At 36.6% G+C, this 20198-nt stretch carries 19 protein-coding genes; all 19 read left to right on the top strand.

Annotated features, from left to right (window positions below; genetic code table 11):
* Nucleotides 1–9: 9 nt before the first annotated feature.
* Entirely contained in the window at nt 10–579 is a 570-nt protein-coding gene (locus ACFO5Y_RS09375) for an NADPH-dependent FMN reductase (protein ID WP_197104823.1), read from the top strand.
* 11 nt (nt 580–590) lie between these two features.
* On the top strand, nt 591–1211 hold the full coding sequence (locus ACFO5Y_RS09370; RefSeq protein WP_197104824.1) for a DsbA family oxidoreductase: 621 nt from the start codon (nt 591–593) through the stop codon (nt 1209–1211).
* Between the two features lie 431 nt (nt 1212–1642).
* Nucleotides 1643–3022 carry an ATP-dependent helicase ComFA gene (locus ACFO5Y_RS09365; RefSeq protein ID WP_231606913.1) on the top strand — a complete coding sequence of 460 codons (1380 nt, stop codon included), beginning with the start codon at nt 1643–1645 and terminating at the stop codon, nt 3020–3022.
* Nucleotides 3003–3782 (top strand): ComF family protein, encoded by a 780-nt coding sequence (locus ACFO5Y_RS09360; RefSeq protein WP_197104826.1) that lies wholly within the window; start codon nt 3003–3005, stop codon nt 3780–3782. The genes ACFO5Y_RS09365 and ACFO5Y_RS09360 overlap by 20 nt, the downstream gene beginning before the upstream one ends.
* A gap of 202 nt (nt 3783–3984) precedes the next feature.
* Complete coding sequence (locus ACFO5Y_RS09355; RefSeq protein ID WP_197104827.1) at nt 3985–4200, top strand: hypothetical protein; 216 nt, start codon at nt 3985–3987, stop codon at nt 4198–4200.
* A gap of 13 nt (nt 4201–4213) precedes the next feature.
* A complete protein-coding gene (locus tag ACFO5Y_RS09350) occupies nt 4214–5551 on the top strand; it encodes a TrkH family potassium uptake protein (RefSeq protein ID WP_197104828.1) in 1338 nt (445 codons plus the stop codon).
* 11 nt (nt 5552–5562) lie between these two features.
* The gene (locus ACFO5Y_RS09345) at nt 5563–6222 is read left to right on the top strand and encodes a potassium channel family protein (protein WP_197104829.1); all 660 of its coding nucleotides are present in this window, start codon (nt 5563–5565) and stop codon (nt 6220–6222) included.
* Nucleotides 6223–6446: 224 nt separating this feature from the next.
* Nucleotides 6447–7001: a ribosome hibernation-promoting factor, HPF/YfiA family gene (gene hpf, locus ACFO5Y_RS09340; RefSeq protein ID WP_197104830.1), complete on the top strand. Its 555-nt coding sequence runs from the start codon at nt 6447–6449 to the stop codon at nt 6999–7001.
* 273 nt (nt 7002–7274) lie between these two features.
* Entirely contained in the window at nt 7275–9674 is a 2400-nt protein-coding gene (gene secA, locus ACFO5Y_RS09335; protein WP_197104831.1) for a preprotein translocase subunit SecA, read from the top strand.
* Between the two features lie 112 nt (nt 9675–9786).
* A protein-coding gene (gene prfB / locus ACFO5Y_RS09330; RefSeq protein WP_231606914.1) for a peptide chain release factor 2 occupies nt 9787–10888 on the top strand; the annotation gives its coding sequence in 2 pieces (ribosomal slippage) (nt 9787–9858 and nt 9860–10888; 1101 coding nt in all).
* Nucleotides 10889–10971: 83 nt separating this feature from the next.
* Nucleotides 10972–11658, top strand: coding sequence for a cell division ATP-binding protein FtsE (gene ftsE / locus ACFO5Y_RS09325; protein WP_197104833.1), 687 nt, complete (start codon nt 10972–10974; stop codon nt 11656–11658).
* Nucleotides 11645–12535 (top strand): permease-like cell division protein FtsX, encoded by an 891-nt coding sequence (gene ftsX, locus ACFO5Y_RS09320; protein WP_197104834.1) that lies wholly within the window; start codon nt 11645–11647, stop codon nt 12533–12535. Before ftsE ends, ftsX begins: the two co-directional genes overlap by 14 nt.
* A 218-nt stretch (nt 12536–12753) precedes the next feature.
* The gene (locus ACFO5Y_RS09315; protein ID WP_231606915.1) at nt 12754–13554 is read left to right on the top strand and encodes a response regulator transcription factor; all 801 of its coding nucleotides are present in this window, start codon (nt 12754–12756) and stop codon (nt 13552–13554) included.
* Nucleotides 13551–15281: a two-component system histidine kinase PnpS gene (pnpS, locus tag ACFO5Y_RS09310; protein ID WP_197104835.1), complete on the top strand. Its 1731-nt coding sequence runs from the start codon at nt 13551–13553 to the stop codon at nt 15279–15281. Before ACFO5Y_RS09315 ends, pnpS begins: the two co-directional genes overlap by 4 nt.
* 347 nt (nt 15282–15628) lie before the next feature.
* Entirely contained in the window at nt 15629–16492 is an 864-nt protein-coding gene (gene pstC / locus ACFO5Y_RS09305; RefSeq protein WP_197104836.1) for a phosphate ABC transporter permease subunit PstC, read from the top strand.
* A complete protein-coding gene (pstA, locus tag ACFO5Y_RS09300; protein WP_197104837.1) occupies nt 16492–17313 on the top strand; it encodes a phosphate ABC transporter permease PstA in 822 nt (273 codons plus the stop codon). The genes pstC and pstA overlap by 1 nt, the downstream gene beginning before the upstream one ends.
* A 5-nt stretch (nt 17314–17318) precedes the next feature.
* The gene (gene pstB, locus ACFO5Y_RS09295) at nt 17319–18077 is read left to right on the top strand and encodes a phosphate ABC transporter ATP-binding protein PstB (RefSeq protein WP_197104838.1); all 759 of its coding nucleotides are present in this window, start codon (nt 17319–17321) and stop codon (nt 18075–18077) included.
* A 42-nt stretch (nt 18078–18119) separates the two neighbouring features.
* Nucleotides 18120–18776, top strand: coding sequence for a phosphate signaling complex protein PhoU (gene phoU, locus ACFO5Y_RS09290; protein ID WP_197104839.1), 657 nt, complete (start codon nt 18120–18122; stop codon nt 18774–18776).
* A gap of 225 nt (nt 18777–19001) precedes the next feature.
* Nucleotides 19002–20108, top strand: a complete 1107-nt coding sequence (locus ACFO5Y_RS09285; protein WP_197104840.1) for a substrate-binding domain-containing protein — start codon at nt 19002–19004, stop codon at nt 20106–20108.
* The last annotated feature ends 90 nt before the right edge of the window (nt 20109–20198 follow it).

Genomic DNA, 20198 nt, shown 5'->3' with positions numbered 1-20198 from the left:
AGTAATCGATTGAAAATTTTAATATTATCCGCTTCAACCGGTGGAACTAAAACTAAGAAAATAACGACGACTTTTTATAATTTGATGAAAGAGTCCTACGAAACTGAACATGATATTCGCTATTTAAATATTCAAGATAAGAAAATTCAATTCAGTGATGGACGCAATTATTTAGATTATTCGGGAGATACATTAGAAGTAGCGTCAGCAATTATGGAAAGTGATGTCATTATGTTTGGCGCACCAATCTTCCAAGCATCGATTCCAGCTGCTTTAAAAAATCTGTTTGATTTATTACCCGTTCGTGCCTTTGACCGAAAAGTGATCGGACTAATTATTACTGGAGGATCACTACGCCATTACTTAGTTCCAGAAACTCAAATTAAACCAATTATCCATTATATGCATGGAGTTATTATTCCAAAATATATCTATGCTATTGACACGGACTTTAATACGGATGGCACAGTCAATGATGAAATCGAATTGAGATTACAAACATTACTGGATGATACGATTTCAATCTCAGAAACTTACAAAGACGTTTGGAATAAACAAGACGACATGTTTGGTTTTTAAAGGAGGCTACTATGGAAATCGAATTCTTTCACAATTCTGTCTGCTCCCATTGTTATATTCAATCCAGACGCTTGCAAGAAATTTTAAAAGATTTTCCAGAAGCGACAGTGAAGCACCGTTCATTTCCTTTGAACCTTCATAGCGAAGATCCAAAAAGTAGTGTGAACGCACAAGAGCGCGAAGATGTTGTGGCTATGTGGAAACGAGCGAACCGAGTGGACGAAGAGAAACGCTTTAACGTAGAGGCTTTAGAAAGTGGCGCAGAATTTGTAAAGCCAACTTCTTATATGGCTGAAAAAGCGTTGAAAGCTGCTAGCAAAGTCAGTGATGAGCGTACCTTATGGGCATTATCAGACGCAATTCAAAAAGCTTACTTTGAAAATCTATTAGATATTTCAGATATCAATGTACTAGAGTCTATCATTCAATCTTTCGATATCGACCTTGAGGCATGGAGAGAAGCATTCCAAGATGCATCATTAGATGAGGAGATGAACCGCGATTTTGACCGCGCAGAGTCTTTTGACATCGATTATATTCCTGCCTTAGTGGTGAATGGTGAATCAGTCATCAAAGGAGCCCTTCGCACACAACTGGTTCAAGAAAAACTTAATAATATTCGACAATCATAAGCGATGACCGTTTTTCAGTGAAAACTGAGGAACGGTTTTTTTGTTGTCTAGATTTACGGAAGGGTGTCTGAGGCCAAATGGATCGGCGGTTCGTCTTTAGTTGCTCCAACTCAAGCCGAATGGAATCGCGGTTCGTCCTTAGTTGCTCCAACTCAAGCCAAATGGGCATGCGGTTCGTCCTCAGTTACCCCAACTCAAGCCGAATGGGCATGCGGTTCGTCCTCAGTTACCCCAACTCAAGCCGAATGGAATCGCGGTTCGTCTTGAGTATCTTCAAAAGCAAATTTTTATAAAAACTTAATAATGGAAACACCTTTAAAATACGTATTTATATATAGGACGGTAATCGTTCAAAAAATACGAAAGGCTGGAAGCAAAAAATGATTCCAATCCAACAAAAAGCTTACATAAAAAATCTGTGGGGACGACTTTTGACCAGTACAGAAGTAGAACTACAATTAAGTGACTTAGATGAAGCGCCACAACTCAATGAAGTATTAGACCAAATGGAGCAACAACCAGCAATTGAAATGACACAAGATGGTTATTGTTGTCTGCGGTGTCATAATCAACAATCTAAATTATTCACCGCCTTACCCACTCAAGCCGCCTTCAATTTAACAGATGAGCGCGTGTACTGTTTGAATTGTCTACAGATGGGGCGGGTTCTTCAAGGCGATTCGCTTTATTACTTACAAGATCAACAAAGTTACTTAACCAATCCAACACCGAGTAAACTGACTTGGCAAGGAACTTTATCACCTGAACAATCCCGCGCTTCAAAAGATTTAATCGAGAGTTTAGAGGACAGTGACCGGACTCATATGGTGCATGCGGTGACAGGGGCAGGTAAGACAGAAATGATTTTCCCAGTGATCGATCACATTATTCGACGTAATGGTCGCGTCTGCGTTGCCTCCCCCCGAATCGATGTGTGCATCGAATTGAAACCGAGACTTCAGGCAGCTTTTGAAAGTGTTGATGTCACTCTCCTATATGGTGGAAGTGAGGAAGGGTATCGCTATTCCCCAATAGTCGTTTCTACGACTCACCAGTTATTACGATTTCAAGAAGCCTTTGATTTATTAATCGTGGATGAAGTCGATGCCTTTCCGTATGTCAATGATGCGAGTTTACATTTTGCGACACAAAGAGCAGTGAAGAAGCCAACGGGGAAATTAGTTTATTTGACTGCAACACCTGATCAACATTTAACTCAAGCAGTAGCCAATAACAATATGACGTCAACTATTCTCCCCGCAAGGTATCACCGGAATCCACTCCCGGAGCCGCAATATTATTGGATAGGTGATTGGCGCGAACAAATTGAAAAACGACGTAAACGACGACTGTATTCATTACTCAAGTGGTTTCTAAATTTAGAGGGAGTGAAATTAGTCTTTATGCCAAATATTCGCTTAGCGGAAAATTTGTTTGCTTGGTTGAGTAAAGCTTGGCCAGAATTGAAGATTGCGGTAGTTCACGCGAAAGATTCCCAGAGAAAGGAAAAAGTGCAAGCATTGCGTGACGGTATTTATGATGCGCTTATATCTACGACGATTCTAGAAAGAGGGGTGACTTTTACCAATTGTCACGTATGTATCGTGGGGGCAGAGAGTCAATTATATTCAACGTCAGCCTTAGTTCAGATGAGCGGACGGGTCGGTCGTAAACCGGATTTCCCCACCGGTGAATTAATTTATGCTCATGGGGGTAAGAACCTGGCGATGATTGAAGCACGAAAGCAAATTAAAGACATGAATCAATTGGCCAGCGAGAGGGGGTTAATCGATGGCTATAGCTCAAAGTGATGTTTGTGTAATCTGTAGTGAACACCTCAAACATTATTTATCTATTAAACAATTATTTACATTTAAACCGTTAACTTTCCCAATACTTTGCCAAACATGCCAAAGTAAATTTAAATTATTAGTCACACAAGCTGATGATTGCAAAGGTTGCGGAAGGCCATTAGATCCTAAATCTAAGGATGTTTTTCTAAAGCCAATAGTCATCACTCAGCAGGCATATTGTTTTGATTGTGCGAATTGGCATAAAAACACACCCAGTGAATTGATCAGTCATCAAGCCTTGTTTGACTATAATGAAGCGCTGCAAGAATGGATTGTAAATTACAAATACCATGGTGATGTTCGAATGGCTGCCATTCTGGCCCCATATTTAAAAGAGGTTTATGTAAAATACAAAGATTACCAATGGTTAGTATTACCAAGTTCTCTGACAAGTTTAAAGACCCGACGATTCCACCCTACTGCTTATTTACTTGATGCAGCAGACATACCCTATCAAGTCCCTTTTGACTATATCGGTGACGGCGTAAAGCAAGCAAAAAAATCAAAAAAAGAAAGATTAAAGCTAAATAACACCTTTAAAATTAAAGAAGAGACACTAGACTTGTCAAAGGAAAACTGGTTAATTTTTGATGATATTTATACGACGGGAGCAACGCTTATTCATGCTAAAAAAATCTTGTATCAATTTTATAAAGAACGTGATAGAATAATCCGGTTAGTAAGCGTGAGTGTTGCTAGAGACCAACTAAGCAAGTAATAACAAGGCTTTTGATTGTGTTTTAAATAGGGGTGTGCTAGCATAAGTTCATTATAAAAAGGAAAATGGTGAATACAGATTGAATAGGCGGACGCTTGTTATTTTTGTTATAATAATCACGGCAATATTATGCATGTTCGAATGGTCGTATGGTCTAGGTTGGTTATATGGTTGGTTCTTTATTTTCATACGAAGAACATTCATGTATAAGTATTTAAATTATGTATCGGACAAAAAATCATTCAATATGGGGCTACATATACTTTATACAGTCCTGTCTTTTGCGATTGTCATTGGAACAATTTACCTTGCGATTCAAATGCAAGAATGGATTCACCCAGTTTCAGTATTTGTAGCCTACATCATTGACTACATTCTTTGGATGATCAAAAGTATGAGTCAAAGCAAAAAGGAGTAAGTTGTAAGAAAAAATGAAAAATCGAATCATAGATAAATTAACCATTCCACAAATTGTTGTCAGTATATATTTGTCACTCATTCTAATTGGCGGATTTTTACTCATGTTACCAGTGTCTTCACAAGCAGGCACTTGGACGAATTTTGTAGATGCGATATTTACAGCGACATCTGCCATTTGTGTGACCGGTCAAGTCACTTTGAATACAGCAGAACATTGGAGTGCCTTTGGCCAAACAATTATTATTACTTTAATTCAAATTGGTGGGCTTGGTTTCTTAACCATTTGGATGATGTTTTTCACCATACGCGGTGCAAAAGTTAATCTTAAACAACGGAATCTAGTTCTAGAAACACTGAATTTATCTTCAAGTTATGGGATGCAAGATATCGTAAAAAACATCGTGAAAGTGTCTTTATCTATTCAAGCACTGGGTGCTTTAGCCTTAAGTTTTGTTTTAATTCCAAGACTCGGTTTAAGTACGGGATTCTTTTATTCAATCTTTCATAGTATTTCAGCCTTTAATAACGCTGGTTTTGATTTATTTGGAGATAGTTTAATCGGCTTTCAAGATAACTCTTATATACTCTTAATAATCGCGAGTTTAATATTTTCGGGTGGTTTAGGTTTTATTGTTTGGATGGACATTATCTCTTTTCCGAAAACTAAAAAACTGACTCGTTATTCAAAATTCACCCTAATTTTGACGGGGATTATTCTGACAATCAGTATATTATTTATTGGTTTATCAGAATGGCGCTATGGGACATTCAATCACCTTTCTCTTGGCGATCAATTAGCCAATATTATCTTCATGGCGGTCACTCCAAGAACAGCAGGGTATGCGAATGTCGATTATATGGACGTTTCTCATGCAGGTTTATTTATGACCTTCATATTAATGTTTATCGGTGGATCTTCTGGCTCGACTGCTGGGGGAGTGAAAGTGTCAACAATCGGGCTGGTAGTTATGTTTATGTACCGAATGTTTAAAGGGGAAGAAATTAATGTCTTCTCACGACATATTTCATATGACAATGTTAAACGCGCGTTCTTCATTATCTTCGTGGGGATCATTATGGTAATATCGAGTTCAATGATTCTCTTTATAACCGAAGAAATTCCGCATGGTTTTGGAATGGAGTATATCTTAATGGAAGTCTTATCGTGTTTTGGAACGGTTGGTTTGTCACTTGGTTTGACACCAGATTTAACAGTTATAGGAAAATTTGTCTTGATGTTATTAATGTTTGTGGGACGTGTCGGATTAATGACGTTCTTTTGGTCATTAGGTGGACCTAAGAAAGAATCTAAAGTGCATTATCCAGAAATGAATATCATGGTAGGATAAAAGGAGAAATTATGAGAAGAAAAACAATTGCCGTTTTAGGCTTAGGTTTATTTGGAACATCCCTAGCTCGAACTTTAACTAAAGAAAATGTTGATGTAATCGGGATGGACAAAAATATGGATCATGTCGAAGAAATTATTGATGAAGTAGCTCAATGTCTTCAAGGTGATTTTACGAAGATTGATCAATTGAAAGATGCAGGAGTTGGTGACTGTGATATCGCGGTTGTCGCCACGTCTCAAAGATTAGAAGACACAATCCTAGCCATTCTTCACTTGCAAAAATTAGGCATTGAAAAAATTATCGTTAAATCAAAAAATGCGGATTACCGTGATGTTTTACTGAAAGTTGGCGCAGACCGCGTCATATTACCAGAAGTAGAGATGGGCGTGCGAATTGCGCGTGAATTAAGTAACCCAACGGTTCATGAATTAATCGGACTCGATCACCGTAACAATATCAGTATCTTCCCAGTAAAAGACAAATGGGTTGGTAAGACCATTAATCAAATGAGTTTCCGTGAAAAATACGGTACGAATATTATCGCAATTCGAAAAGAGAATACTGAACAGTTTCACGTGGAGTTTACAGGGGATTACATTATTCAAGAAGACGATGAATTTCTTGGAATTTCAACCGGCGATACTTTAAGACAACAGTTTCGTGATTAATACGAATTCTAGAGAGTGTTTGCGTTTTCAATATGCTTAATCTGTGATATAATAAATAAAAGTGGTAGATAACTACTTTTTTCCTAATCACTATTTATTCTTTAGAATCAAATGTTAAGTGAGAGGTAAAGTTGAGTGAATAATAGAGACTTGCATTTATTCCATATTAACTTTGAGTTTAATTAATTCATAGTATTAGAAAATATTGGAAAAGAGGGATTAGTATGTTTGACTATAATGTACGTGGAGAAAATATCGAGGTTACACAAGCAATTCGTGATTATGCAGAGAAAAAAGTTCAAAAATTAGAACGTTTCTTTACAGACGTTCCTGACGCAACTGCTTATGTAAATTTAAAAGTATACTCTGATAAAACTGCGAAAGCTGAAGTAACAATTCCATTATCATTCTTAGTTCTTCGTGCAGAAGAAACAAGTGAAGATTTATATAAAAGTATTGACTTTGTCGTTGATAAATTAGAACGACAAGTAAGAAAATACAAAACAAAAATTAACCGTAAGTCAAGAGAGCGTGGTTTCGAAGGGCTAAACCCAGATACGTCTGCGCCAGAGGAGCCAGTTTCTGAAGATCCAGAATTAGAAATCGTTCGTTCTAAACGGGTAGATTTAAAACCGATGGATAGCGAAGAAGCCGTTCTACAAATGAACATGTTAGGACATGACTTCTTTATCTATACAGATGCTGAAACAATGGAAATTTCAATTGTTTACCGTCGTAAAGATGGTCGTTATGGCTTAATAGAAACCTCATCACTCTAATGACAGCATTATAAAGACATTAAAAGGCAAGGGACAATGTGTCCTTTGCCTTTTTTGATGATATTTTTTAAGAAATTACAAAGAATTAAAATTTACTTTAAAGACAATGAGAAAAACCCCTGAAATTCTTGATAAGAGTGCTTATGAATGCTATTTGATATTTTCATTTTTCAATATTCATGTTAGAATAGGGAAGTGTGTTTAACTATTGGCCGGTTCAGACTGAATCAAGGTCTTACATGACATAGATAATGAATAAAAGGAGCAGTATTGATGGCTAATTTTCTTAAAAATTTAATTGAAAATGATAAAGGCGAATTACGCAGAACAAGTAAAATCGCTGACGAAGTTATGGCTATGGAGCCAACTTACCGTGAAATGACTGATGAACAACTCCGTAACATGACAACTGAATTTAAAAACCGTCTCGCTAATAAAGAGACATTAGAGGATATTTTACCTGAAGCATTCGCTGTTGTAAGAGAAGCAGCTCGCCGTGTACTTGGATTATTCCCATACAAAGTTCAAATCCAAGGGGGAATTATTCTCCATGAAGGTAATATTGCTGAGATGAAGACGGGTGAAGGTAAGACCTTAACTGAAACGATGCCAGTTTACTTAAACGCGTTAGCAGGTAAAGGTGTTCACGTTGTAACAGTGAACGATTACTTAGCGACTCGTGACTCGAAAGAAATGGGAGAAGTGTATCGATTCTTAGGTCTAACAGTAGGCTTAAACTTAAACTCAATGAACCCAAGTGAAAAACGTGAAGCTTATAACTCAGACGTTACTTATAGTACGAATAACGAATTAGGCTTCGACTACTTACGTGATAACATGGTTGTTTACAAACACCAAATGGTGCAAAGACCACTTTATTACGCGATTGTCGATGAGGTTGACTCAATCTTAATTGATGAGGCAAGAACACCGTTAATTATCTCTGGACAAGCTGGTAAATCTACAGCTTTATATACGCGTGCTGATTACTTTGTTAAAGGGTTAAAAGAAGATGAAGATTATACAATTGATCTAACATCAAAATCAATCAACTTAACAGATGGCGGAGTGGATAAAGCAGAGAAAGTATTCCGTTTAGAAAACTTATATAACGTTGATAATACTGCACTGGTTCACCATATTGACCAAGCCCTACGTGCAAACTACATTATGTTAGTTGATATTGACTATGTAGTTGACGAAGGAAAAGTAAAAATCGTTGACGGCTTTACTGGACGTATCATGGAAGGGCGTCGTTACTCAGATGGACTACACCAAGCGATTGAAGCTAAAGAAGGCGTAGACATTGAAGACGAGTCTAAAACTATGGCGACGGTAACGTTCCAAAACTACTTCCGTATGTATAACAAATTAGCGGGTATGACTGGTACAGCTAAGACGGAAGAAGATGAGTTCCGTGAAATTTATGCGATGAATGTTATCCAAATCCCAACGAACCGTCCCGTGATTCGTGATGACGCAGCGGATTTATTATTCCCGAATTTACGTTCAAAATTTAACGCTGTAGCAGATGAAATTATTCGCCGTCACGAAAAAGGCCAACCAATTCTAGTTGGTACGGTTGCGGTAGAAACATCTGAATACTTATCACAACTTTTAACTAGAAAAGGTGTACCGCATGAAGTATTGAATGCGAAAAACCACTTTAAAGAAGCAGAAATTATTATGCAAGCAGGGCAACGTGGCGCTGTTACGATTGCAACGAACATGGCTGGTCGTGGTACCGATATTAAACTAGGTAGCGGAGTGAAAGAGCTAGGTGGTTTATGTGTGATTGGTACAGAACGTCATGAGTCACGTCGTATCGATGATCAATTACGTGGACGTTCGGGTCGTCAAGGTGACCCAGGTGCATCACAATTCTACTTATCATTAGAAGATGATTTAATGCGTCGTTTCGGTTCAGACCGTATTAAAGGACTTTGGGAGAAATTAAACGAAGACGAAGATGAGAACGATGTAGCAATTCAAAGTCGTATGTTAACTCGTCAAGTTGAATCAGCTCAAAAACGTGTAGAAGGTAATAACTACGATACACGTAAAAACGTTCTTGAATATGACGAAGTTATGCGTGAACAACGTGAAGTTATCTACGGACAACGTCACGAAGTAATTGATGCAGGCGAACCATTAACAGATTACATCAAAGCAATGATCAAACGTACCATCGAACGCCAAGTTGCTTATGCAACCGAAGGTGAGAAGAAAGATTGGCAATTAGAACCATTACTAGACTTCGCACATTCAGCGATTGTAAACCCAGATACTTTAGAGTTATCAGATTTACAAGGAAAAAATAAGAAAGAATTAGTAAACTTCTTATATGAAAAAGCTGAAGAAGTGTATAGTGAGAAAACTTCTCAACTTAATGGACCAGAACAAATTGCTGAGTTTGAGAAAGTAATTATCTTACGCGTTGTTGACTCTAAATGGACAGATCATATTGATATGATGGATCATTTACGTCAAGGTGTTGGACTAAGAGCTTACGCTCAAACAAATCCATTAACTGAATACCAAACAGAAGGATTTGACCGCTTTGAAGAAATGGTTGCTGCGATTGAATATGATGTCACTCGCTTTATTATGAAAGCTCAAGTAAGACAAAATGTTGAACGTGAGCAAGTGAATAAACCAGGTGGAACAAACTAATTTTTGAATAAGTTAGCCGGCAGGGGAATTATCACTGCCGGTTTTTCTTTTACGAACGATTATTATGGTGCTATACTACAAAGGAATTTAATTAGATGGAGTGAATAGAACGATGGAACTTTATGAAATGACACAATTTGTCGAAACCGCTCAAGAAAAGATGGATAGTTTTAGGGGGTCTCTTTGACTTAGACGCACTAGAAGCGGATATTGCAGATTATGAATATCAAATGAGTCAACCAGATTTTTGGGATGATAATGAGGCAGCTCAAGTAGTCATCCAAGAGTTAAACAGTAGTAAAGAAACATACCAAACCATTAGCTCACTTGAAGATCAAGTTGAAGATTTAACAATGGCAATCGAATTATATAACGAGACGAAAGATGAAGAGATGTATCAAGAAGCTGAGGAATTAACTGAGGCTCTGTCTAAAGCCATAGATAGCTACGAAACAATGTTACTACTTTCTGGTGAATATGATAAAAATGATGCGATTCTTGAAATCCATCCCGGAGCTGGAGGAACTGAGTCCCAAGATTGGGGAAGTATGCTCCTTCGTATGTACCAAAGATATGCGGATCATAAAGGTTTCAGCGTTGAAGTCTTGGATTATCAAGCTGGAGACGAAGCGGGTATAAAAAGTGTCGTCTTAGAGATTAAAGGACATAATGCTTATGGCTTACTTAAATCAGAAAAAGGAGTCCACCGTTTAGTTCGTATCTCGCCGTTCGATTCAAATGCACGTCGTCATACTTCTTTTGCTTCTATAGAGGTAACCCCATTGATTGACCAATCAGTTGAAATTGACATCAATCCAGACGATATTCGAATCGATACATATCGTGCAAGTGGTGCAGGTGGGCAGCACGTTAATAAGACTGACTCGGCAGTGCGTATCACACATATTCCAACTGGAGTGGTGACTCAAAGTCAGGCTCAAAGATCACAACTTCAAAACCGTGAACAAGCGATGAAATTATTGAAGTCAAAACTGCATCAACTTGAAGTTGAACAAAAAGCAAAAGAACTAGCTGAAATTAAAGGGGATCAAAAAGAGATTGCCTGGGGCTCACAAATTAGATCATATGTCTTCCATCCCTACTCAATGGTTAAAGACCACCGTACAAATTATGAAGTCGGAAATACCGATAAAGTCATGGACGGGGATTTAGATGATTTTATTGATGCCTATCTAAAATGGTCCATTGAATAATCTAATAGTTAGCAGTTTGTTATCACTGTGATACATATTTCATATACAATTGGACAGAATATTTTGAAAGTGAGGATAAGGACATGATTCAATTAACAAACGTATCGAAACGATATGAGAATGGTGTTGTTGCATTGAACGACATTAATCTGCGAATCGAACAAGGCGAATTTGCCTACCTCGTTGGACCGAGTGGGTCCGGTAAATCGACGTTAATGAAAATTCTTTACCGAGAAGAAATACAAACGCAAGGAAAAGTCGTCGTAGGAAAATATCACTTAAATAGATTAAAACCTAAAGATGTCCCTATGTTAAGAAGACAAGTCGGGGTCATCTTCCAAGACTTTAAACTCCTTCCATCCCTAACGGCGTACGAAAATGTCGCCTATGCGATGGAAGTAACAGGGAAAAGTCGTAAAGAAATAAAAAAACGAGTAAAAGAAGTTATGGAACTCGTTGGGTTAAGAACGAAAGTAAACCAATATCCAAATGAATTATCAGGTGGGGAGCAACAGCGAGTATCGATTGCACGTGCGATTGTTAATCACCCACGTATTCTCGTTGCCGATGAGCCAACCGGAAACTTGGACCCTGAGAATGCAATTGAGATATTTAGATTACTCGAACGCATTAACCAGAATGGAACCACTGTTCTCATGGGAACACATAATGACCATTTGGTTAATGAATTTAAGCACCGCTTAATTCGTTTAGAAAAAGGCAATCTCGTTCGTGATGAGTATGAGGGGGAATATAATGAAAAGCATTAGAAATTTCTTCAGACAACTCCGTAATGGTTTCCGTAATTTATTTCGTAATGGTTGGATGACCGCTGCCTCTATCTTAACAATGACAGTCACACTCTTAATGGTGGGTGGATTAATTATGCTCTTGAGTAACGTTGATAATATAACTCAAGATATCGAAGAAGGCGTTCAAATTAGAGCTCACATCGACTTAGCTGCTGATGAACAAGATGAAGCGGACTTACGCCAAGCCATCGAAGAGATAGAGTATGTGTCTGATATAACGTATCGAACAAGAGAAGAAGAACTAGAGGACTTAATCGACCGGGTCGGGGAAGAGTTTGCTCTATTTAGTGATGATGCGAACCCATTATTTAATGTGTTTGTTGTATCTGTTGAAGATACAGAATATTTAGACACTGTCACAGAGCAAATTAGTGAATTACCTTACGCTGTGGATGTCACTTATGGTGAAATTGATACGCAAAACTTATTGAGCACCCTTGAAATTGTCAGAGTTGTGTTTGCATTAATTGCAGCCGTTCTCGTTGTAATTGCAGTAGCGTTAATATCGAATACAATCAAGTTAACCATCTACGCACGGCAAACTGAAATTGAAATTATGCGCTTAGTTGGGGCACAAAATAGCTATATCCGCGCACCATTTGCTTATGAAGGAGCCTTTATAGGTTTAATTAGTTCGATCTTTGCCAGTGTCTTACTTTACGGAGCTTATGAAGGGATGCAAAGTGCCACCATTGAGATTACCGGTGTACAAGTCATTGCCTTTACACCAACCACACCATTTATTTATTATGTTGCGGGTGGTTTAGTAATTATAGGAATTTTATTAGGTGTTATCGGAGCAAGGCGGTCGATTAAACGATTTTTAAAATTTTAAATAGTCATATGAAAACTCAAAGATTATTAAAGCAAGAGCTTACGTAACCTTTGAGTTTTTTTTAATGGATAAGGTACAATATATACACAGAATGAATATTAAAAGAATGTTATAATAAAAAATGATGTAGAGTTTCCTGTACAAAATGGTTTCATACTTTGATAAGATAGGAGACACGAGCATTATTATAGTATATAGGTATGAACTGGAGGATAATTATGAAACATATTCTAGTTGTTGATGATGAGATTGCAATCTTAACATTATTAGAATACAACTTAAAAGAAGCCGGATATACCGTTGACACCGCCAATAATGGTGAAAGTGGATATAAGATGATAAAGACGAATGAATACGACTTTATTATATTAGATGTGATGTTACCAGGAATGGATGGTATGGATATTTGCCGTCGGGTAAGACAAGAGGATATAGATACACCGATTCTGATGTTAACTGCTAAAGATGACGAGTACGATAAGGTAATCGGCTTAGAGCTTGGTGCAGATGATTATATGACTAAGCCATTTAGTCCTAGAGAAGTAACGGCAAGAATAAAAGCAATCTTGAGAAGAACTGAAGCAAAACATATGTCAGAAAAAGACAGTGAACAAGCTCATCAAGAAGCAGTTGATGCTGAGTTACGTGAATTAGAAGATAATTATAATGACTACGAAGAAGATCGTTACTTATTACAAGATGAATCGGATTCAGTGATTAAATTAGGTGATATTGAAATTTACGCTGATCGATATGAAGTTGTCGTTCACGGCGATAAAATTGAAGTGACACCTAAAGAATTTGAGTTATTAGTTTATATGGCTGTTCGTAAAGGTCGTATTTTAAGTCGTGAACAATTATTAAATAGTATTTGGCGCTTTGATTATGCAGGTGAGACACGAATTGTCGATGTTCATATTAGTCATTTACGAGAAAAAATCGAAAAAGATACGAAAAATCCTGAATATATCAAAACCGTGCGAGGATTCGGGTATAAATTCGTGGTGCCAAAAGAATGATTTTTAACCAGAGATTACATAAACGCAATTCCCGAATTATTTTAATTGTGTGCGTAGTAATTGGAATCAGTATCTCTGGGTATTTTGTGAGACAGCTCATTCATCGTTCAATATTACAGCCCTTGGAGACACGAGCTGAGATTCAAGCAGAATTTCTAGAAGATTTAGGAGTGAATGCTGAGAGCTTTTCAGAAGTCGAGTTAAAAATTGAACCATTCAAGCGTACAGATAGCGCAGAATCAATTGTACTGAAAGATGGCGAAGTTATTTGGAATGATTTTGCTGAAAGAACCCGACTACAAACGGTTCGACAACAGCTAAAAGACTCTCCAAAAGATAAAGTGTCGAGCAAGGTATATCTAAATGGTTATGTTGTTTACACGCCAATCGAAGCAAATGATGGGACGTATCAGTTAGTAAAGTACTATAACAAGTCATTGTTTCAAGATCAATTAGATGACTTTTATTTGTGGATGGCAGTCATTATCATCATCATCTTACTGCTAATATACTTGGTGTATAGACATATGCTTAACTTTGTTACAAAACCAATCGAAGCCATCAATTTAGCGGTTGAACATGTAGAAGATGATCAGTACCAATTTGAATATATACGAGGTAATTTACCCGTTATCGATAATTTAGGTACAAATATTTCGACATTAAAACAAGAGTTAAAAACCAAACGTGGTGATTTAAATGCTAGTGAGCAACGACTATCCTTATTAATGGGACATTTAAACTTAGGTGTAGTTTTAATAAGTAATTCTGGAAAAATCGAATTAATTAATTCTGAAGCGATGCAATTATTAAATATAGATATACACACAACGCAAAGATCTTTCCAGGCAGTAATTAAGAGTTATGTACTGGTAGATATGATTAATGAAGCACTTAAGACGCATCAGCCATTAAGCAATCACATCGAACTATATATTCCGACGTCTAAATTTATAGATGTGAATATTATTCCTTACGGGAAATCACCTGATGAGATTGAATCGATTCTTGTCTTATTGTATGACATTACACAAGTAAGACGCTTAGAAACAGTTCGAACAGAGTTTGTTGCGAATGCTTCACATGAGTTAAGAACACCAGTGACAGCAATCAAAGGTTTTGCTGAGACACTTTTAGATGGTGCTTTAAAGCAACCAGAGTTAGCGGAGAAATTTATTACAATCATTGCAAATGAAAGTAATCGGTTAGAGACGATTATTAGTGATATTTTAGAATTGTCTCGTGTTGAGAAGAAAAGTGAACCTATGGTTGTTAAGCCGTTTGAAGTTGTAGAGACCGTGAATAATTTAATTCAATTCTTCTACAAACAGGCTGATAGGAAACATATTAGTATTTCAGTTGATGCTGAGAGACCTGTGATGATGAAGGCAGATCAACATCGTATTGAACAAATTTTTACAAATCTGATTGATAATGCCATTAATTATTCAGATGTCGATAGTGAAGTAAAAATTAATATTGAACAAGTTAATAATTCTGTACATTTTTCTGTTTCAGATAAAGGAATTGGAATTCCAAAAGCAGACCAAGAACGAATTTTTGAACGCTTCTATCGAGTAGATAAAGGGCGAAGTCGAAATTCCGGTGGAACCGGCCTTGGTTTATCAATAGTACGTAACTTAATTATGAACATGAACGGAACCATTCATGTTGAAAGTGAGGTGGGAATCGGTACAACATTCCATATTAAACTTCCTTTGGAATAATTTTATTTCCCGTTGAGTCAAGCTGAAAAGCATTTAATAAAGCGAAAAAGTATGAGTCACGCTTATGGAACCTATATATATTTTTAATCATAGAAATTATATGCGAAAAAATATATATAGATTTTTTTGTGTAATTCGGTTGTAACAATACTTGATGATCTAAAGTGTTTTTTTATTGTTGCAATTTTTCCCGAGTTGACATCTTTACAAAGACTATAATAAACCGCTTTATAAATATTTACATAAAATTTACATAAAATTTACAATTGAGTTGTAAAATGAAGACGCAAGTATTCTATTACGGTACTTAATTGTAATGCAACTTATTTTTTAAAAGGAGATTCTGTATGCAGTCTAATTTTACTGAAACATTTATGAAATATGTTTTCATAGTGTGTGCGTCATTATCGATTCTTTCGATTATTTTAATATTCTACTTTATTTTTGAAGGTGGAGTACCTTTTATACTTGAAGAAGGAATAGGAAACTTTATTTTTAACGAGGTATGGCGTCCAACTGCTTCCAACCCTTCATTTGGTATCTTACCAATGATTGTTGGGTCACTTGTTGTTACAGCAGGAGCAATTATTATTGGGGTTCCAATCGGTGTTCTTTCGTCTATCTTTATGGCATTCTACTGTCCTGACTGGTTATATAAATTTGCAAAGCCTGCAATTAACTTAATGGCATCAATTCCATCTATTGTATATGGTTATTTTGCATTAAGATTATTTGTGCCATTCTTCCGTGATTTAATGGGAGGAACAGGGATGAATATTGTAACGGCTTCTACATTGTTAGGTATTATGATTTTACCAACTATTATTGGTTTGACTGAAGCATCTTTACGTGCTGTTCCTAAAGAATACTATTCAGCGAGTGTTGGTTTAGGTGCTGATCATGACCGTTCAATTATGCGCGTTATTTTACCTGCTGCAAAATCAGGAATCTTATCTGCGATTATCTTAGGTATTGGTCGTGCAATTGGTGAGACAATGGCTGTTATTCTTGTTACTGGTAACCAACCAGCAATCCCTAACGATTTAAACCAAGGTGTTCGTACATTAACGACGAATATTGTTCTGGAGATGGGTTATGCAAGTGGTCGACATAGAGAAGCGTTAATTGCTACAGCCGTTGTATTATTTATCTTTATCATTATTCTTAATACTACTTTCATGATTGTAAAAAACAAAGGAGGTAACGACTAATGACTAAAAAAATCAGCTTTATTAAAATATTAGTATGGGCAGCAGGTTTATTTACATTAGGTATGTTACTTTTCATTGTAGGTTATATCTTCTATAATGGATTACCTCATTTATCAGCATCAATGTTTGAGTGGGATTATACGACTGATAATGTATCAATGATGCCGTCAATTATTTCAACATTAATTATTATTGGTGCATCATTACTCATTGCAGGTCCAATAGGAATCTTTACTGGGTTCTACTTAGTTGAATATGCCGATCAAAAAAGTAAATTTTTACCAATTATTCGTTTAGCAACCGATACATTAGCGGCAGTTCCATCAATTGTTTACGGACTGTTCGGTATGCTTTTATTCGTATATCAGTTTGAGTGGGGATATTCTCACTTTGCGGGTATTTTAACAGTAACAATTATGATTTTACCAATCATTATCTCCTCTACTGAAGAAGCATTGCGTTCGGTTAATGATTCTTTACGTATGGGTAGTTATGGTTTAGGAGCAGGAAGATTAAGAACAATCTTTACTGTAGTTCTACCAGTTGCGATGCCAGGGATTCTTTCCGGAGTTATCTTAGCAATTGGACGTATTGTAGGTGAGTCAGCAGCATTTATCTATACTTTAGGATCATCATCAAGTATGATATCATCATTAGGAGATTCAGGTCGTACTCTTGCGGTCCACATGTATATGTTATCTCAAGAAGGACTTCACGTTGATGAGTCATATGCTGTTGCATCGATTCTAATATTAATTGTTCTATTCATTAATGGCTTATCAAATTTAATTGGTAATCGACTAGGCTCTGGAGGGAAATAAAAAATATGGCTAACACAAAATTTAAAATTAAAGACTTAGACTTTTATTACGGTGATTTTCAAGCGTTAAAAAATATCAATATGGATATTGAAGAGAAAGTAGTTACAGCATTTATCGGACCTTCAGGTTGTGGTAAATCAACATTTATCAAAACATTAAATCGTATGCAAGATTTAGTATCATATGCTCGCGTGGACGGATTAATTTCTTTAGATGGTCAAAATATCTATGAAAAAGGCTATGACGCTAACTTATTACGTAAAAAAGTTGGTATGGTATTCCAACATCCAAACCCATTCCCAAAAAGTATTTATGACAACATTGCTTATGGACCTAGAACTCACGGGATTAAAGATAAAACTCAACTTGACCAAATTGTTGAAGAAAGTTTACGAGCAGCAGCAATTTGGGATGAAGTAAAAGATAAATTAGATAAAAATGCAACAGCAATTTCTGGTGGACAACAACAAAGAATTTGTATTGCACGTGCGATTGCTAACGATCCAGAAGTATTACTTATGGATGAGCCAACTTCTGCACTTGACCCAATTTCTACTGGGAAAATTGAAGAACTTATTTCTGAATTAAAAGAGAAATATACGGTTGTTATTGTTACTCATAATATGCAACAAGCCGCACGTATTTCTGATAAAACAGCATTCTTCTTAACTGGGGAAGTCATTGAATTCGACGATACTGAGAAAATCTTCAGTAACCCGTCAGATCAACGTACTGACGATTATATTTCAGGTCGCTTCGGTTAATTTTATTTAAACTAATACGTATATTTTCTAGGAGGAAAAACAGTGAGAGAAGCATTTCAAGAAGAACTAGATAAATTTTTGGATAAATTAATTATGTTAAGTAACTTCGCTAATGAGTCATTACATAAAGCGATTAAAGCGTTTGACGAGAATGATAATGAATTAGCGCACGAAGTAATTTCTGATGACTTAAGAATTAATGCTTTAAGTGTTGAAATCGAAAGAGACGCATACCGTCTAATAGCATTACAACAACCAGTGACCGGAGATTTAAGAAAAATCTTTACAGTATTTTCTGCAAACTCAGATGTAGAACGTATCGCTGACCATGCAACATCTGTAGCTAAGACTGTCATTCGTCGTAATCCTAATGAAGAAAAAATTGAGCGCCTAGATGATATCGTTAAACAAATGGGTGAGATTGCTCAAGGGATGATTACTGATGTCATTCAAGCATTTGTTAATGGTGACGTTAGAGCAGCACGTAAAATTGCTGACCGTGATAATGAGTTAGATGCACTACAACAACAAATTTATGGAATTGCTGCACAAACAATGGAATTTGATACTGAAGTAATTATCGGAGGTATTAACTATATTGGTGTTGCAAATAACTTAGAACGTATCGGAGATTATGTGACTAATATTTGCGAAAGAATTGTGTACTTACACTCAGGAGACATCGTAGAATTAAACTAATGGCATACCCATCCCCTCTTCATTAAGTTAAGGCTTAATGAAGAGGGGATTTTATTTTATTAAAGAAATCGTTAAGGAAAACAGAGAGTCTTAACATAAAATTTACAATAGATTTACATTAAATTTACAATCGCTTGTTATAATAGAGGTGTACTGATGGTTTGACTATCAGACGAGTGATTAGATGTCGTTGAAACATTAAAAATCAAAAGGAGATGTACATTAATGAAAAAAACATTAAAAGCTTTACCATTATTAGCAACTGCAGGATTAGTATTATCATCAGTTGTACCAGCATTCGCACAAGAGGGAACAATTAACGTTGTTTCTCGTGAAGATGGATCAGGAACACGTGGAGCATTCGTAGAAATCGTTGGTGTTGTTGACGAAAACGAAGATGACATGACTACTACATCAGCTGCAATCCAAAACAGTACTAACGGAGTTATGCAAACTGTTGCTGGAGATCCAAATGCAATTGGATATATCTCATTAGGTTCATTAGATGATACAGTTAAATCTGTTACTGTTGATGGAGCAGAAGCTACTCCAGAAGCAATTAACGCTGGAGATTACCCAATCGCTCGTCCATTCGTAGTGGCATGGGGAGAAGATCAATCAGACGTATCAGCTGACTTCTTAACATTCATCCACTCTCAAGAAGGACAAACAATTGTTGAAGAAGAAGGATACATCGCTGTAGACGCTTCTGCATCTGCTGAAGGTGAAGAATCATCTGAAGAAGCTTCATCAGAAGAAACAACTGAAGAATCAGCAACAGAAGAAACAACTGAAGAGCCAGCTGAAGGCGAAGAATCTGCTGGAGCTGAAGAAGCTGCATCAGAAGAAGAAACTACAGAAGAAGAAACTACAGAAGAAGAAGCTTCATCAGAAGAAACAATAGAAGAAGAATCAGCAACAGAAGAAGAGTCAACTGAAGAAGAATCAGGATCAGTTGTTGCTTCATTACCTTCATACGAAGCTGCTGGCTTAGAAGGAACTGTTGAAGTTGTTGGATCAACATCAGTAACTCCAGTTATGGAAGTTTTAGCTGAAGAATACATGGCATTAAACCCAGACGTAACTATTAACATTACTTCAAACGGTTCTTCTGCTGGTATCGAAGCTGCAACTGGTGGAGCTGCTGACTTAGGTATGTCTTCTCGTGAATTAACAGAAGATGAAGCTGCAGCATTAAACCAAGCAAACATCGCTCTTGATGGAATTGCTGTTGTAGTTCACCCAGAAAGTACAGTAGAAGATTTATCATTAGAAACAATTCGTTCAATCTTCTTAGGTGAAGTTACTGAGTGGGAAGAAGCAGCTCAATAATTTTTAAACCATCATAAACATTTGGCTCTTTGTCAAATAGGGTTGATGACTCATTTTAATCAAGATCAAGCAGCATAAGTTGTTGCTTGA

The sequence above is a fragment of the Ruoffia tabacinasalis genome (assembly GCF_042652985.1).
Classification (GTDB): Bacteria; Bacillota; Bacilli; order Lactobacillales; family Aerococcaceae; genus Ruoffia; species Ruoffia tabacinasalis.
Note: the sequence above shows the minus strand (reverse complement) of the source record. Positions and strands in the feature narration are given on the sequence as shown.